The organism is Spirosoma oryzicola, from assembly GCF_021233055.1.
Taxonomy (GTDB): Bacteria; Bacteroidota; Bacteroidia; order Cytophagales; family Spirosomataceae; genus Spirosoma; species Spirosoma oryzicola.
In genome coordinates this window covers 2,281,875-2,296,666 of the sequence record NZ_CP089538.1, presented here as the reverse complement: position 1 = coordinate 2,296,666, position 14,792 = coordinate 2,281,875, and the positions used below count along the sequence as shown (strand labels likewise).

Here is a 14,792-nt window from a genome sequence, read left to right as displayed (position 1 = left end):
ACCGTTTTCAATTCAGGCACCGAAGTCGGCAGTTAGCCACACCCTTTTCGCAGTTGACTGTCGTCCGGATTTACCCGGCCTAGTCTATCGCCTATTTTTGAACTACTCCGCTAAATCGTCCCGGCTGGGTTCTTCCAAAGGCATAACTTATGGTCTCTACTGTACTAAACTCTGACGATATTTTCAGCTTCAAAGTGGTTGCCTCTCCGCAGGACGTACCCCCGACGCCTACCTGTACCGCAACCGATACCTTCGACCAGTACTGCCACCCCGACGGGGGTTCGTTTAAGCTGAAAAGTGCTTGCTTCCCGCATATGCACGTGCTGGACATGCGCTGGAATACCAAAAAAGATCTGGAACTCCGCGACGAAAGTCCGTCCGATAGCATCCGCATTAATTTTAAACTCGACGGCTACCTTCACACGCGTTTCAGTGGACTCAAGCACGCGCTCGACATGAGTCCGCAGAAACACAATCTGATCTACGTTCCGGAGGGAAAAGACATAAACTCGGTGAAAGGAAACCAGTTGATCGCCATGTTGCATATCAATCTGGATAAGAATTTTTTCGCGTCGGCCATTGGTCATGACGATGCCTGGAGCGAACGATTGTTAACCGATCTGGCTCACCAACGTCCCTTTTCGGCGGCTACGGCTCCGCTGCCCATTACGCTACCGATGCTTCATTTGATCGAGGGCATCCGAAACTGCAACGCAACGGGTCCCATGCGGAATTTGCTGATTCAGTCCAGAGTACTCGAATTGGTAGCGCTGGAAATCGACCAGCTTAAAACGTCCCCGGCCCATGACGACACGATCCGGCCCGACGAAATCGAAAAACTAAATCGGCTGAAAGCGTATCTGGACGCTAACTTTCTATCGGATATGAGCCTGGCCCAGCTGAGTCGCCACTGTCTACTGAACGAGTTCAAGGTGAAAAAAGGCTTTAAGCAGCTGTTTGACACGACCGTTTTCAACTATGTGCGCAAGCTACGCATGGATTACGCCGGGCAGTTGTTACGCCATTGCACCCTTACCGTCGATGAAGTAGCCGACCGGCTTGGTTATGAACATTCGCAGCATTTCTCCATCGCTTTCAAGAAGTATACCGGACTAACCCCTTCTCAGTATCAGCACGGCAAACAACGGACGTTCGCTACCTCTTTCCCGCCTGTTTTTGCCTGATTCGACACTACCGATTAACATGGCTATCGAACTCCTCCATGAACGAATCGGTGGGTTTCAGCTCGCAGTCCGACGATAGAGCGGTGAACCGTTGACTGGCGATGATCAGCTTAGCCCCCTCTTCCGGCTGGCAGTCAACGGTATACCCTTTTCGATGAACAACCATTGCCAGCAGGTCGGCATTCAACCAGCTTTCGCTCCACACCAGCATGGGCTTGTCTTTTTCGCTGGCGCACAACGAAAAGCGTCTTGCTGGACTGCCAACGCCGTACCCGTGCTGCTGTAGAAAGACCTCTTTTAACGGATCGCTATAGTCGCAGGCCAGTTTGAACAAGGTGTTGTCATAGAAGAATAAAGAAAGGTTGGTAATCGGTACACCCGCTACTGTTGCGTTAGCTGCGGTGAATGTCCGGATGTGTGTACAGGGTAACGCGATTGTTCCTTTCACGTAGGATTGATCCTGCTCCGTAAACGCAGTGGCATCAAGCGAATCCGGTTTCGTAAAGCCAATGCGGTATTTTCCCAAGCCTGCTACGGTTGACTGAGCACCACTTAAATGCGGTAACAAGAATAGAACAAACAGGAAGTAACGAACAAACATCGTCTGGACAGTGAACGGTATCAGCAATATAGACCTTTTACGGCCCGAAAAACCACTTGCTTTGACTAACGAGACTGTTTTAGGGATTTGTCTTGTACAGTCGACTGAATATTTGCCCCAGAAAGAACCGGAGACTGATAATGGCGAGCAATAGTGCGAAATGCGACCAGTCGGTGACGGTTAGTGTCCGGATGATACCCGCTCCGCTTTTGAACGACAAAGCTGTTACCAGATCGGCAGCCAGCCGGTATTGCAGCCCGCTAACGACCCTGGCTGAATGCCCCGACAGCAGGTAGCGAAAGAGTGTTCGGCCCGCACTCAACCCAATGAGCAGTGACCCCACAAAGTCAACCAGCGTGGCGATGACGCTTAGTTGAAAAACGTCATGCAGCATCATCACGCGCAGCGGAAGTAGTTGACGGAACCGACGGACTGGTTGAACCACGCCGATTTTCTTCGTTGCGTAGCTCCCGTTCCAGAAAGTAATTAAGTGCCGTTCGTAAGACAGCAATAGCGGCCAATAACCCGATGTCGTTCCAGGTTGGCGCGACGGCGGTTTTAAGAATATCAGCCCCCAGTTCCAATTCCAGCGCCAGCGCTAATGAACGTCCCAGCGAAAGACGGATTTCTTCTTTTGGCACAACCAGACTGTAATCGGTGATTACGGCCCGCAGGTAATTCCACAGCGCCCGCGCCGACGAAATGGCAATGACAATAGCAGCCCCTGCTTCGACCCAGCGAGCAAGCGTCAGGGTTAACGTTTTGATAATTTCCTCCATACTAGGCTATATTAACCAGCGCCGTGAAAAAATGGCTTGTGCAACCGCTTAGTAATTAGCCGGCCCTTCGAAGATGACCGCGTTAAGGCCATCGTTTTCAATAAATAATCCATCACCGCTATGAACAAGCGCTTACTGATTATCGCTTCCGGGTTATTGATAAGCGGACTATCCGCCTGTAGCCGCTCGCTGGACCAAACCGTCGCTCCTGCGACTTCGTTCGCCAAAGTTATCTGCGTTTTTCAGTCAGATTCAACGGATTTTTATTCGGCTAAGGCTTTATTCGAAACGGATCTAGCCGCTGAAAATAACTGGTCCACCTGGGGAACACCCTTGTTCGACAAAACAGAACCGGTTACCTATATGCTCAACAACAGGCGAACCGCAAACCGGGAAAGTGTAAAAAAAGTCTTCACACAGCATGACATTAAAGAAGTGCTGGTTGGTCGGGAGAACGGTAAAAAGATTGTGTCAATTAGTTATGCAGAACGGCGCAGACTCGCCCCCCTCCGACTAAAGAGTTTATAACCTTTTTTCTTCTTCACAAGCATTATCAAAATACTTTTATACATTTGTATCGCAAACGATATAATCACAAACGATACAACAAGAAAATGAAAACGGTATATCAAACAACAGTAAAAGCAGTTGGCGGACGGGATGGCCAGGTTGCCAGCGAAGATGGCGTATTGACGCTTGACGTTCGGGTTCCTCAATCGATGGGCGGTCCGGCGGGCAGCTTTACGAACCCGGAACAACTGTTTGCGGCTGGTTATGCGGCCTGTTTTGACAGTGCGTTGAATCTGGTAGCCCGTCAGCAGAAGCTAAAAATAAACTCAACGGTTTCGGCCACAGTTGGCCTTCAGATGACAGATCCGACCAATTTCAATCTGGCGGTTGAGTTAGCCGTTCAGATCGAAGGTCCCGATAAAGCCACGGCACAAGCCTTGCTGGAGAAAGCACACGCTACCTGCCCGTATTCCAAAGCGATTCACAACAACGTGCAAGTCAACCTACAGTTGATCGACTAACGTACGAGCCTGGGGCTACACTGGTTCTGGGAATAGGTTCTTTCGACTGCCAGAACCAGTGTAGCCTATTTTCCTAGATTAACGTCCTCGAACACGATTAACCGGGTGATCGATCTCTTTAAATGGGTATCTTTACCAATCAGCCGTTACTCTAACCGATTTTGATGGAAACCGTTGAACAACTCAAACTAGCCAATCAGGTATGCTTCCCGGTTTATGCAGCCTCAAGGCTAATTACCAAAGAGTATCAGCCTTATCTGGATAAGCTTGGCATTACGTACCCTCAATACCTGGTACTCCTGATTCTTTGGGAAAAAGATACCGTTCCCGTATCGGAGATTACCCAGAAGATGCTGCTCGATACCAATACGGTAACTCCGCTCCTCAAACGGATGGAAACCCTTGGGTTTATCGAACGGCAACGCTCCAAAGAAGACGAACGGAAAGTAATCATCCGACTAACGCAAAAGGGAAAAGCCTTGCAGGCCGATGCCGCATCCATTCCCGAACGTTTGGTCGGCAGTTTGTTATCCGAGGAGATAAAACTGAATGAGTTGATTCATCTAAGGGATCAGCTACAGGTGCTGATTCATAATTTATCCGCAAAGCATCAGGCGGGTTAGCGATGAACAAAAACATACTGCTGGTATTGGGATCGCCGAACGCAGCGGACGGAACGTTAGGGCCGATAGCCCTGAGCCGTTTGCAAGTATGCCAGCAGCTTTATTCCGAGCAGCCGCAAAAAATTGGGTTAACGGGTGGATTTGGCCCTCATTTCAACACCTCACCCAGACCGCACGCTTTTTACCTGAAAGAAGCGCTGGTAGAGGCAGGGATACCGTCCTCAGCCATTATCGCCCTGATCGAGTCCAGCCATTCGGTGGAAGACGCTACGCTATCCAAGTGGCTTATTGACGAGTACAAACCGGACCGAATAACCATCGTTACGTCGGACTTCCACGTTGAACGAGCAAGGATCATTTTTGATGCTGTCTACGCTCCTTTCAGCAAGTTTACGTTTGTGGCCGCTTCGAGCGATTCGATTGAGCCGTCACTCATTATGCCCTTGATTCAACACGAAAAGGTCGCCATTCAGGATCTGCGTGATCATGGTGTGCGTTTTTAAGCGTCAATCGCTGCTCAATCCTCACGACCTACCTTTCGATATTCCTCGAAAACGCTGAACAGCGGATAAGCCGTAGTTCCCGTTACTAAACCCGCCGGACCGTGCGACTGATAGTACGTCACCGATTCGACGCCCGCATTAGCTAACGCGTTCAGACTTTGGTGCGTCCAGTCGGCACCGAACTCGTTTGTTTGACGCAGATCGGCAGGGCTATTCAAACGCTCGGTAGTCGTATTGGTAACGGTTGTGTAACGCGGTCGTAGCGTAACGGGCGAAATGTGAACTGGCTTGCCCCGCGCCAACTTTTTAGCAGTCAGTACGGTCTCAGTCTGTCCGGCAATATTTTCCCATAATGTCAGGTCATCGCCGGCATGGGCCTGCGGATTGACGGAATACGTCACAAAGTCAATAAGCTCAACATCAAACGGATTGCGGTTGAACTCAGCGAAGTTATCGTCCGTTCCGCCCCCAATCGTCACGCCCGGCCACTGTGACCGTATTACCGGAACGAGCGTATGCAACAGTTCGTCCGAGGTTGTCAGCGTGGCCGCGTCGAAGAGAAGCAGGGAACTTACCAAACTAAGTTGAGCGCCTAAAAAATTCTGTAACCGATCCAGTTCGTCGGCAGGATCCTCCCCAAAAAACACGGCTAGTTCAAGAGGAACTGCCAGGCGTCGCGCATCGGCAATGGCGGCAGTTAGAAGCGTTTGCCAGTTCGGTAAGCTAAAAAACACATCGGCCCGTAGATGGGATAGGTCTAGCTGACGCAATAAACGAGCCTCGTCGTCGGTCAACGGGGGTCCGCCCGCCCACTGTCCTACACCGATGCGTGGCTGAGTCGGTTCCGTACGGATCACCGCCGGATTGATTGCCTGAACCTCTTTCTCGGCAATCGGTACTGTCAACTCCGATATAGCTTTTCGGAATACCACCCGTTGCCGGAATTCGTCGCCAGTTGAAACGGTTGCGGGAAAAGGAATCGTCAGGGGTGTCGAATACGTTTTGAACGATGCATCGGTCCAGTTTCGCTGGTCTTCCGTTTCAAACACATCACCCGAAAAGTCGAGCAGCCAGCTAGAACCCGAAGTCGGTTTCCAGCGTAAGGTCTGAATGTTCAGGAAAGGTTGATGGGGACTGATAAACGTCGGGAAATACCCATCCGTAATCGTACCGTCGGGAGCGACTACCTGCGCGGGTTGCCCCAATATTCCATCGATTGGATGAAGTACACAAATGCCGATCCGGTTTTTCTGAAATGCATTCAGTGCCTTCCCGGTAAAATCGAACGCAATTGTTCCGTCGGCGTCGCCCTGGATACGAACGTGTCCAGTCATCTGAATACCCAGATCGTCCGTTTGCCAGGTATACGCCACCTGAAACGAATCGCCTATTTGATGAATTTCTTCATCGCTGATAGTCAGCGTAGCCGTACTCCAGTTGTGGTCCCGAATGGCGAAATAAATCATCCGAACGATTTCGGCGTCGTCGGTTGTCAGATACCGTAAAAAGCCGTTTTCGTAGCGAACCTGTACGGAACCGGCCCGCAAAAATTGGGGTGACTGGCTCATTTGGTGGTCAAGATCAGGATTTTATCATCTGCTCCCTGTGCCTTCGCGGTAATCATACCGGACTGACTATTAAGCGTGGCGGCTGCCGATTGATTGGTAACCGGGTTGAACCATTGTCCCTGGTAAACGTGATTGAACGGATTGTACAATTTTACCGTGCCTTCGGTGGGTACATACGCCATGACGGTTTTGTGATCGTCGGACCGGACAACGGCTACGTATCGGTTGAGCGCGTTTGGCGTAGCGGGCTGCTCGGCTAGTAGATCCTGAGCGGGTTTGAGCTGCCACCAGTTGTAACGGGTCATTAAGGCGTTCATGTAGCCGATCTGCACACTACCCGGCAGTTTGATGCATTCGTCCCAGGTGGGCAACCCTTCTGCCTTTCCGTGATTCAGCACTTCTTCGCCGGGTCGCAGCCAGGGCCAGATACCAGCCGCTCCGTACGTAATACCCGAAACCGGTGTCGAAAACAGACTCCAGTAACTGGCATTTCGTACGTCTTTATCCACCAGATTAGGACCGATGCGCTCGTAAACCGGCTCCATGTTGATCAGAACTTTAGGCGGTAATTTCCCCCACTCGCGCGCAACAGGTCCGTCGGTAATCCAGCGGATGGTAGACGGATTACTATCGTGCCCGGTCTGGTAACCGACAATGTCGAGCCAATCTTCCTGAGCGTATTCTTTTCCGATCCAGGATTGTCCACCCGGATGCAGGGCCACTACGCCCGGATGCTCCCGGTTGAAAACCGCCCGCCCGATATTTTTCCAGCGCTGTTCGTATTCCTGAATGTATTTGCCATCTCCTCCCAATATCCAGATGACCTGGTTGCCTCCGTACCGTGCCACCATGTAACGGGCCAGCAACGCGGCTTCACCGTCGGGCAAGTAATAGCCCGGACTTAGCTCACGCCCTTCCGCAACGGGCAACGCCCAGAGCAATACCGGCGCAGCGACAAGTCCGTACTGGTTGATTTCGTCAATCTTTTTGTCCAGATGCCGGAAGTAAGCCGGGTTGATGCGAATGTGACCGCTGCCTTCAAACGCCACCTGTCCTTCGCTGTTGGCCGCACAACCGCGCCACTGCGTAGCCGCAAACTGAATAACGTTGTACTGATTCCTGACCCGATCCTGAAGGTACGTGCTCCACTCGGCATCGGTCGATTTGAGTGTGCCATTCCAGGCGGTACAGGCTGTAAAAAAGAACGGCGTACCGTCGGCGTGGGTAAGGGAATACGACCCTTTCGGATGAACGATGCTTCCTTTCGTGTAAATAGCCAACGACGATTTTGAAGCTACGCAACTGAATTGACCAGTTACGTTATGCAACCCGCTATTTAGCGTATCAGAGCAGATGGAACGATAAGTCCAGTTTCCCGTTTCGTCGGGTGCGAAGCGTACTTTCCAGCTTGCCTCGCCATCCCAGAAGCCGCTCACCGTTTTTTTCTTTCCCGACGGCGACATGAACTGAACATCAAACGTTTTCAGGTCATACAGCGGGTCCGAGTAGCTTTTGGCGCTTGTAAAGGCTTTTTCGAATTTCATCCATCGCCCAGTCTGGGCGAAGGTAGCGATGCCTGTCAGCTGTAATGCACAAATAAGTACTATCGTCAGTAGGTGGGTCAAACGAATCATTGGGTTGTGTCAATCGGTTGCTAATGCCATAATTTTTTCCTCGGTTGCTTCGCTTCTGCTCAATTCACCAGACAACTGCCCATCCCGTACGACTAAAATACGGTCTGATAGAGCCAGTAGTTCGGGCAGTTCACTCGAAATAAGCAGAATACCTTTCCCTTTGGCGGCCAACTGACGAAGGAGCGTGTAGATTTCTGCTTTGCCGCCTACGTCGATACCGTGCGTTGGCTCATCGACAAGCAGCAGGTCGGGATTGGCGAGTAACCAGCGGGCCAGCATCGTTTTCTGCTGGTTGCCACCACTCAGGTTTTCCACACGAACGTTTACAGAAGGCGTCCGGATACCCAGCTGCAGCCGAAACGATTCCGCCAGTGCCTTCACCCGTCCGGCTCTGAACCACGGCCCGGCAACGGGTGGCCGGACGGCGACAATGTTCTGGGCGACGGATTGCTCCATAAACAAACCGAGCCGTTTACGCTCTTCGGGCAGGTAGCCAATTCCTAACCGAACCGCATCGTCCGGGTGGTCGATTTGCACCACTTCGCCATTTAGTCTGACAATCCCCGAGCGTTGCTTATCAATGCCAAAAATAGCGCGGGCAATTTCGGTACGCCCAGCGCCTACCAAACCAGCCAGACCTAGAATTTCGCCCCGGTGAAGTTGGAAGCTAACCCCCTGAAAACGCAACCCGCCCAGGTTTTCTACTTGCAGCAATACATCATTTGTAGCCGACGACGTATTTTGTTCAGCGGTGATTTCCCGACCTACCATGCGATTAATCAGCCAGTCTGGCGTTACGTCTTTTATTCGCTCCGTTCCCTGATAGGTACCATCTTTCAAGACCGATACACAATCGGCCAAAGCGAAAATTTCCGTTAGCCGGTGCGAAATGTAAACGATGGCTTTACCCTGCGCCCGCAACTGCCGGATGAGTGCAAACAACGTAGCTGTTTCTCGCTCCGTGAGGGATGCCGTCGGTTCGTCAAGCAGTAAAATTTCCGGATTTTGCGAAAGCGCTTTGGCAATTTCAACCATCTGCTTTTGCCCCGGCGACAGGTCAGCAACGCGCGCCTGGGGCCGAATGTCGTTCAGAACCAGCTGATTGAGTAATTGCTGAGTCTGTTCGTACAAAGCGTTGTATTGAATCAAGCCAAACCGATTGTAGGGCTGTCGATTGGCAAAAATATTTTCCGCGACCGTCAGACTATCGATTAAGCTCAGTTGCTGGTAGACAATCGCGAGACCCAACCTGGTAGCTTCCGCCGGTCCGGTGATTTGTACGGGCTGATCACGAAGCAAAATCTGACCCGCATCGGGACGCAGATTGCCGGTCAGGATGTTCATCAGCGTACTTTTACCGGCTCCGTTCTCTCCACAGAGTGCGTGAATTTCGCCCGCCCTGATGTAAAGCGATACGTCGTTCAGCGCTTTCACGCCGGGAAAGTGTTTGCTTATGTGGCGGAGTTGTACCATCTATCGTTTCAACGGAATGACTTCGTTTCGTTTTGCTGAATCGTAAGCTGCATAGACCAGCCGGACGGTTTCAAAATTGTCGGCTCCGGTGGTTTCAGCGAGTCCAGCGCCCTGTCGATCTGGCTCCTGCAAATCAGCCAGTAGGTTCTGGTTGCAGGCTACAATCGAGGAATGGACGACTGCGTAGTCCGGGTCGGCCCAACTGTAGTTGGGCGGAGTAGCATGGGTAGTAACCGTCCCGTTTGCCGTTGTCGTTTTCAGCACATAATCATTCGTCAGCACGACCGACCCAGCCGCCCCTTCGACACTCACGAGCGTTTGGGGAAACGCTTCCCGTTCCAGCAACGACGCATACGACATCTCAGCGTAGCAGGTCAAGCCGCTTTCCATCCGGAGCAGCACATTGGCTACATCCTCCCCGTTTATCTGTGGATTCACCCGCGTTGTCTGGCAATAAAGCGATTCGGCTTCTCCAAACAAAAACCGACAAATATCCAGGATATGAGAGCCAATATCAGTCAGAATAAACTGGTCGAGATCAGCCAGAAACGGCTGATTGTCGAACACCGGAAAAGCCGAACAAAAGCTAACCCGCGCCTTAAACGGTTTACCGATCACCCCCGAATCGAGTACCGACTTCAGGGCACGAATGGGCGTTTGCCAGCGAAAATTTTCGTGGATGTACAGCCGGACACCCGCTTGCTGGCACACGGTCAGCATCTGTTGCGCATCGTTCAGGCTCGGCCCCATCGGTTTCTGACAAATCACGTCGAGCCCTCGTTCAGCCGCTTTCGTGGTAAACAACACGTGCGTATCTACGTCGGTGATGATGTCCACAAAGTCGAGTTCGTGGGCGTGGTTGTCGAGCAGTTCGTCAATGGTATCGTACACGTTCGGCACGCCAAACTGTTGAGCGACTCGTTCGGCTTTGGCGCGCGTGCGGTTATAGAGCGCGATGAGTTCAACCCCGCCGACCTCAAACCAGGCTGGAATTTGGTAATTGGCCCAGAAGCCGGTGCCGATTACGGCAAATTTTAGTGGTTTCATGACTAAGCCGGTCAATGCGAACTCAATGTCTGTTGTTTCAAATCAATAGGCCACTTTGGAAAATCTCGATTTTTTTACTTTTAGCTGATTTTATTTGATTATTCCAAAATAGCCTTACATTTGCACGTACTCTACTGTACTCTACTGTATTAGTCAAACAGTGGCCAAATGTAGTTTCTTTTTCTTACTATGCAATAAATCCTCAAAAAAGTTATACCGATTATGCAAGACAGCGTTGCCGTTACTGACCAGCCGAAATACCAGCAACTGATTGAAACCGTGCTGACGGGTATTGAGCAGGGAACGCTATCGCTTGGCCAGCAGTTGCCGTCCATCAACGAACTGGCTACGACGCAGGGAGTAGCGAAAGTAACGGTTGCCAAAGCGTACGAGGATCTCCGGCAACGGGGTATTGTGCGCTCACAGCATGGCAAAGGTTTTTACGTTGCCAGTACCAACGTGCGTACGTCGCTGAATGTGCTGGTCATCTTTGATACGCTCAACGCTTACAAAGAAACGCTGTACGACTCTCTGAAAGCGGCCTTGCCGGAAGACGCTACCTTGAGTGTGTTTTTCCACCACTACGATTCGGCGGTTTTTGACACACTTATCCGTAACAACCTGGGTCGCTTCAACGCCTATGTGCTTATGCCGCATTTTGACAGCGACGTTTCCGAAATCGTGGCACTGGTTCCACCCGAAAAATTACTGTTACTCGATCAGACAATCCCTACCTTGTCCGGCGATTTTTCGGCGGTTTATCAGGATTTCGAAGAAGATATTTTCAATGCGCTCTCGGCGGCTTTTGATCGCCTTCAGCACTACCAGCGATTAACGCTTGTTTTGTCAAAAGATCGCTTTCAGTATGTCCCGGCAAGTCTGCAAGCCGGCTTTAACCGGTTCGGTCAGATTCACGACTTTCCTGTCCGCATCGTCGATACGTATTCGGCGGATCTGGTAAAGGAAGGTGAAGCGTTTCTGCTCTTTGCCGACCGCGACCTGGTGAGTTTTCTGAAAGACATTGACCAGCTGAAATTAGAATTAGGCAAACAGGTCGGGCTGCTTTCGTACGATGACACCCCCATGAAAGAAATTCTGGCGGGCGGTATCAGCGTCATTTCGACCGACTTCGCCCTGATGGGCAAAACGGCAGGCCAGCTACTAGCTGACCGTCAACGCGATAAGGTTGCGAATCCGGGTGGTTTAACGCTACGAAACTCGCTTTAAGCCATGCAACTCGGCATCAGCACGTACACCTATGGCTGGGCAGTTGGCGTGCCAGGGAACCGCCCCGCCCAACCCCTCGACGAGCTACGGTTACTGGATCAGGCCGTCCGGCTTGGCGTGCGGCTGGTGCAATTCGGCGATAACTGGCCGTTGCACGAACTAGCGGACGAGCAGTTAGCAGAATTAAGCAGACAAAGCGTTCAACAGGGAATTACGCTGGAGATCGGCGCACGCGGCCTTACCGAAGCGCACCTTTACCGGTACATTGCCCTTGCCGACCGGTTGCAGAGTCGTCTGCTCCGGTTTGTTCTGGATACGGTCGACTACGAACCGTCCGTCGAGGTGATTATCGATCTGTTGAGAAATGCCTTACCCGATTTGGACGGAGCGAACGTGACGCTTGGTATTGAGAATCATGACCGACTACTGGCGCGTGAATTTGCCGACATTGTTGAACGCGTGGGCAGTTCTCGCGTAGGCATTTGTCTGGATTCTGTCAACTCGATGGGCGCCGGTGAAGGGCTGGCCGAAGTAGTACGAACATTAGCCCCTTATACGGTCAACCTACATTTGAAAGACTTCGGCATTCAGCGGCCTCCGCACCTAATGGGCTTTCAGATCGACGGCCGGATCGCTGGTCAGGGAATGCTCAATATACCGTGGCTAGTGGATCAGGTAAGCCAGTACGGGCGTTGCCAGACGGCCATCCTGGAGCAATGGGTCGTGCCCGAATCAACGCTGGCGGATAGTATCCGGAAGGAAGCCGTCTGGGCCGAAGAAAGTCTTACGCACCTAAAAAATAGTGGCTTGTTTACGGTTGACCATACATCTTAGAAGATCCTAAACCCAAAACCAATGACCAAAATTGCTTTAGTAGGGGCCGGTGGTAAAATGGGCTGCCGCCTGACCGACAACTTTAAAAAGCTGGCTAGCTACGACGTTTCTTACCTCGAAATTGCACCCCAGGGTATTGAAAACCTGCGGCAACGGGGCGTAACGGTCTGCGAGCCGGGGCCAGCCGTTTCGGAAGCCGACGTGGTCATTCTGGCGCTGCCCGACGTGGCTATTGGCAAACTTTCGGAAGAAATTATCCCGCAAATGAAACCGGGAGCGCTGGTATTGACGCTCGACCCAGCCGCTCCGCTGGATGGTGTCATCGCCCACCGCGACGATTTGGGCTACGTCATTGCTCACCCCTGTCACCCATCGGTATTCAACTGGGAGCCAACCGAAGCCGCCTTCCGCGATTTCTACGGTGGAATCTCGGCTAAGCAGTCGATTGTGGTGGCATTGATGGCCGGAACGGAAGAGCACTACCAGCTGGGCGAAAAAGTTGCTCAGGATATGTACGGACCGGTCAAGGATACGCACCGCATCACGCTCGAACAAATGGCTATTCTGGAACCCGCTATGGTTGAAACGCTGGCCCAGACCTGCATGGAGGTGGTGAAAGAAGGGTACGACCGGATTGTTACCCTTGGTGTGCCCGAAGCAGCCGCCCGCGACTTTGTGCTCGGTCACCTGCGCATTCAGATTGCTGTGCTGTTCAAGGAAGTAAACGGGACGTTTTCGGATGCCGCGTATAAGATTTCCAAACGCGCCAAACCGATCCTGTTCCGCGAAGGCTGGCAGCGTATCTTCGAGATGGACGACATCCGCGAGCAGGTAAAAGACATTACGGCTCGTTAACCGCTCTGTCCGCTAACGACTATTCCTAGACCCATGAAAAATTTCGTTTTGCTGATGCTGTTCTTGTGTATTCAGGATCAATTGCTGGCGCAGCAGCCGTTTACCAACGGTCGCCTGAAAGTGTCTGACAACAAACGCTACCTGGTTCACCAGAATGGTAAACCTTTTTTCTGGCTGGGTGATACGGCCTGGGAACTGTTTCACCGGTTGAATCGCGAAGAAGCGGATCAGTACCTGAAAAAGCGGGCTGAACAGGGTTTTACGGTAGTGCAGGCCGTGGCTCTGGCGGAATTTGACGGTTTGAACGAACCAAACCCCTACGGAGACACCCCCCTTAGCGACTACGACCCGACGAAACCCAACGAAGCGTATTTCAAGCACGTCGATTATATCGTTGACAAAGCGGCTCAGTACGGTATCGTTATCGGGTTTCTGCCAACCTGGGGGGACAAACTGTTTAAAAGCACCTGGGGGAAAGGACCGGAAATTTTCAATCCTACCAACGCTCGTACGTACGGGCGCTTTCTCGGCAATCGCTACAAAAACCGGGAGAACATTGTCTGGATTTTAGGGGGCGACCGCAATCCGCGCGATGGTTCGCAGGATGTAGCCGTCTGGCGGGCCATGGCCGAGGGGATTCAGGACGGCGTTGGCGGAGCCGCTAACGCGTTGCTATCCTATCACTCACAACCGAACGGACTCGACGGTGGAGCGGCCAAGTGGTTTCAGAACGAGCCCTGGTTTGACTTCAACATGCACCAGAACGGGCACTGCCGGTTTACGCCCATCTACGACAACATCAGCGTATCGTACAACCGCCAGCCGACCAAGCCGACGATGGATGCCGAACCAATTTACGAAGATCATCCGGTCTGTTTCAACGCCAAAGATCTGGGCACGTCCAACGCGTATGATGTACGCTTGTATGCGTACCAGGATCTGTTTGCGGGAGCGCACGGGCATACGTACGGTTGTCACGACATCTGGCAGATGTACAGTTCGAAACGGCCATCGGTCAACAATCCGCATCTGTTCTGGCCCGAAGCGCTCGATCTGCCCGGTGCCAAGCAGATGAAGCACGTTCGAACGTTAATGACCGCCCGCCCTTTGCTGGATCGCGTACCGGATCAATCGCTGATCGTTGAAAACAACCTGAGTCCGGCGGAGCGCATTCAGGCCACGCGCGGTAAGGATTACGCTTTTGTGTACACTACAGTTGGAAAGCCGTTTACGGTAAACCCCGGTAAGATTTCGGGGAAAACCGTTACCGCTACCTGGTACGACCCGCGTTCGGGAAAAAGTCAGTCGGCGGGTACGTTCGACAACCAGCAGCCCAAGTCATTTACGCCCCCCTCGAAGGGTTACGGGCAGGATTGGGTGCTGATCCTCGATGATGCGGCCAAACAGTACGCACCTCTATAACATCAGCTTCC

16 protein-coding genes are annotated in these 14,792 nt (G+C 52.1%); 9 read left to right on the top strand and 7 right to left on the bottom strand.

All coding sequences use genetic code 11. The features are described 5' to 3' along the window. Positions 1 to 149: 149 nt before the first annotated feature. A complete protein-coding gene (locus LQ777_RS09350) occupies positions 150 to 1,184 on the top strand; it encodes a helix-turn-helix transcriptional regulator (RefSeq protein ID WP_232562251.1) in 1,035 nt (344 codons plus the stop codon). A gap of 7 nt (positions 1,185 to 1,191) precedes the next feature. Here LQ777_RS09350 and LQ777_RS09345 read toward each other — a convergent pair whose 3' ends face one another. The 3 genes from LQ777_RS09345 to LQ777_RS09335 form a co-directional block, all read right to left on the bottom strand. Continuing rightward, on the bottom strand, positions 1,192 to 1,785 hold the full coding sequence (locus LQ777_RS09345; RefSeq protein ID WP_232562250.1) for a hypothetical protein: 594 nt from the start codon (positions 1,783 to 1,785) through the stop codon (positions 1,192 to 1,194). A 79-nt stretch (positions 1,786 to 1,864) separates the two neighbouring features. After that, a complete protein-coding gene (locus tag LQ777_RS09340; protein ID WP_232562249.1) occupies positions 1,865 to 2,182 on the bottom strand; it encodes a DUF1622 domain-containing protein in 318 nt (105 codons plus the stop codon). Continuing rightward, the gene (locus LQ777_RS09335) at positions 2,169 to 2,564 is read right to left on the bottom strand and encodes a DUF1622 domain-containing protein (protein WP_232562248.1); all 396 of its coding nucleotides are present in this window, start codon (positions 2,562 to 2,564) and stop codon (positions 2,169 to 2,171) included. Before LQ777_RS09335 ends, LQ777_RS09340 begins: the two co-directional genes overlap by 14 nt. Before the next feature lie 120 nt (positions 2,565 to 2,684). On the opposite strand from LQ777_RS09335, the gene LQ777_RS09330 reads away from it, so the two are divergent. From LQ777_RS09330 to LQ777_RS09315, 4 genes are all read left to right on the top strand, one after another. Next, on the top strand, positions 2,685 to 3,092 hold the full coding sequence (locus LQ777_RS09330; RefSeq protein ID WP_232562247.1) for a hypothetical protein: 408 nt from the start codon (positions 2,685 to 2,687) through the stop codon (positions 3,090 to 3,092). Between the two features lie 86 nt (positions 3,093 to 3,178). Next, complete coding sequence (locus tag LQ777_RS09325) at positions 3,179 to 3,595, top strand: organic hydroperoxide resistance protein (RefSeq protein ID WP_232562246.1); 417 nt, start codon at positions 3,179 to 3,181, stop codon at positions 3,593 to 3,595. A gap of 164 nt (positions 3,596 to 3,759) precedes the next feature. Then, the gene (locus tag LQ777_RS09320; RefSeq protein ID WP_232562245.1) at positions 3,760 to 4,218 is read left to right on the top strand and encodes a MarR family winged helix-turn-helix transcriptional regulator; all 459 of its coding nucleotides are present in this window, start codon (positions 3,760 to 3,762) and stop codon (positions 4,216 to 4,218) included. A 2-nt stretch (positions 4,219 to 4,220) separates the two neighbouring features. Continuing rightward, complete coding sequence (locus LQ777_RS09315; RefSeq protein ID WP_232562244.1) at positions 4,221 to 4,721, top strand: YdcF family protein; 501 nt, start codon at positions 4,221 to 4,223, stop codon at positions 4,719 to 4,721. Between the two features lie 14 nt (positions 4,722 to 4,735). On the opposite strand, the gene LQ777_RS09310 is transcribed toward LQ777_RS09315, so the two are convergent. The 4 genes from LQ777_RS09310 to LQ777_RS09295 are packed head-to-tail and all read right to left on the bottom strand — an operon-like array spanning position 4,736 to position 10,443. Continuing rightward, a complete protein-coding gene (locus LQ777_RS09310) occupies positions 4,736 to 6,289 on the bottom strand; it encodes a D-apionate lactonase family protein (RefSeq protein WP_232562243.1) in 1,554 nt (517 codons plus the stop codon). Beyond that, positions 6,286 to 7,923: a glycoside hydrolase family 140 protein gene (locus tag LQ777_RS09305; protein WP_232562242.1), complete on the bottom strand. Its 1,638-nt coding sequence runs from the start codon at positions 7,921 to 7,923 to the stop codon at positions 6,286 to 6,288. The genes LQ777_RS09310 and LQ777_RS09305 overlap by 4 nt, the downstream gene beginning before the upstream one ends. A gap of 9 nt (positions 7,924 to 7,932) precedes the next feature. Continuing rightward, entirely contained in the window at positions 7,933 to 9,396 is a 1,464-nt protein-coding gene (locus LQ777_RS09300; protein WP_232562241.1) for a sugar ABC transporter ATP-binding protein, read from the bottom strand. Next, on the bottom strand, positions 9,397 to 10,443 hold the full coding sequence (locus LQ777_RS09295) for a Gfo/Idh/MocA family protein (RefSeq protein ID WP_232562240.1): 1,047 nt from the start codon (positions 10,441 to 10,443) through the stop codon (positions 9,397 to 9,399). Between the two features lie 222 nt (positions 10,444 to 10,665). On the opposite strand from LQ777_RS09295, the gene LQ777_RS09290 reads away from it, so the two are divergent. From LQ777_RS09290 to LQ777_RS09275, 4 genes are read left to right on the top strand one after another with little or no spacing between them, the layout of a single operon-like run. After that, complete coding sequence (locus LQ777_RS09290; protein WP_232562239.1) at positions 10,666 to 11,670, top strand: GntR family transcriptional regulator; 1,005 nt, start codon at positions 10,666 to 10,668, stop codon at positions 11,668 to 11,670. A gap of 3 nt (positions 11,671 to 11,673) precedes the next feature. Next, entirely contained in the window at positions 11,674 to 12,504 is an 831-nt protein-coding gene (locus tag LQ777_RS09285) for a sugar phosphate isomerase/epimerase family protein (RefSeq protein WP_232562238.1), read from the top strand. A gap of 21 nt (positions 12,505 to 12,525) precedes the next feature. Then, positions 12,526 to 13,359, top strand: a complete 834-nt coding sequence (locus LQ777_RS09280) for a phosphogluconate dehydrogenase C-terminal domain-containing protein (protein WP_232562237.1) — start codon at positions 12,526 to 12,528, stop codon at positions 13,357 to 13,359. 33 nt (positions 13,360 to 13,392) lie between these two features. Then, positions 13,393 to 14,781 (top strand): glycoside hydrolase family 140 protein, encoded by a 1,389-nt coding sequence (locus LQ777_RS09275; protein ID WP_232562236.1) that lies wholly within the window; start codon positions 13,393 to 13,395, stop codon positions 14,779 to 14,781. Positions 14,782 to 14,792: the final 11 nt, after the last annotated feature.

Excerpts from the sequence above, each read along its gene's own strand:
- LQ777_RS09275 (WP_232562236.1), top strand. The coding sequence starts at position 13,393 with ATGAAAAATTTCGTTTTGCTGATGCTGTTCTTGTGTATTCAGGATCAA.
- LQ777_RS09335 (WP_232562248.1), bottom strand. The coding sequence starts at position 2,564 with ATGGAGGAAATTATCAAAACGTTAACCCTGACGCTTGCTCGCTGGGTC.
- LQ777_RS09325 (WP_232562246.1), top strand. The coding sequence starts at position 3,179 with ATGAAAACGGTATATCAAACAACAGTAAAAGCAGTTGGCGGACGGGAT.
- LQ777_RS09280 (WP_232562237.1), top strand. The coding sequence starts at position 12,526 with ATGACCAAAATTGCTTTAGTAGGGGCCGGTGGTAAAATGGGCTGCCGC.
- LQ777_RS09295 (WP_232562240.1), bottom strand. The coding sequence starts at position 10,443 with ATGAAACCACTAAAATTTGCCGTAATCGGCACCGGCTTCTGGGCCAAT.
- LQ777_RS09350 (WP_232562251.1), top strand. The coding sequence starts at position 150 with ATGGTCTCTACTGTACTAAACTCTGACGATATTTTCAGCTTCAAAGTG.
- LQ777_RS09290 (WP_232562239.1), top strand. The coding sequence starts at position 10,666 with ATGCAAGACAGCGTTGCCGTTACTGACCAGCCGAAATACCAGCAACTG.
- LQ777_RS09310 (WP_232562243.1), bottom strand. The coding sequence starts at position 6,289 with ATGAGCCAGTCACCCCAATTTTTGCGGGCCGGTTCCGTACAGGTTCGC.
- LQ777_RS09305 (WP_232562242.1), bottom strand. The coding sequence starts at position 7,923 with ATGATTCGTTTGACCCACCTACTGACGATAGTACTTATTTGTGCATTA.
- LQ777_RS09340 (WP_232562249.1), bottom strand. The coding sequence starts at position 2,182 with ATGATGCTGCATGACGTTTTTCAACTAAGCGTCATCGCCACGCTGGTT.
- LQ777_RS09345 (WP_232562250.1), bottom strand. The coding sequence starts at position 1,785 with ATGTTTGTTCGTTACTTCCTGTTTGTTCTATTCTTGTTACCGCATTTA.
- LQ777_RS09285 (WP_232562238.1), top strand. The coding sequence starts at position 11,674 with ATGCAACTCGGCATCAGCACGTACACCTATGGCTGGGCAGTTGGCGTG.
- LQ777_RS09300 (WP_232562241.1), bottom strand. The coding sequence starts at position 9,396 with ATGGTACAACTCCGCCACATAAGCAAACACTTTCCCGGCGTGAAAGCG.
- LQ777_RS09320 (WP_232562245.1), top strand. The coding sequence starts at position 3,760 with ATGGAAACCGTTGAACAACTCAAACTAGCCAATCAGGTATGCTTCCCG.
- LQ777_RS09330 (WP_232562247.1), top strand. The coding sequence starts at position 2,685 with ATGAACAAGCGCTTACTGATTATCGCTTCCGGGTTATTGATAAGCGGA.
- LQ777_RS09315 (WP_232562244.1), top strand. The coding sequence starts at position 4,221 with ATGAACAAAAACATACTGCTGGTATTGGGATCGCCGAACGCAGCGGAC.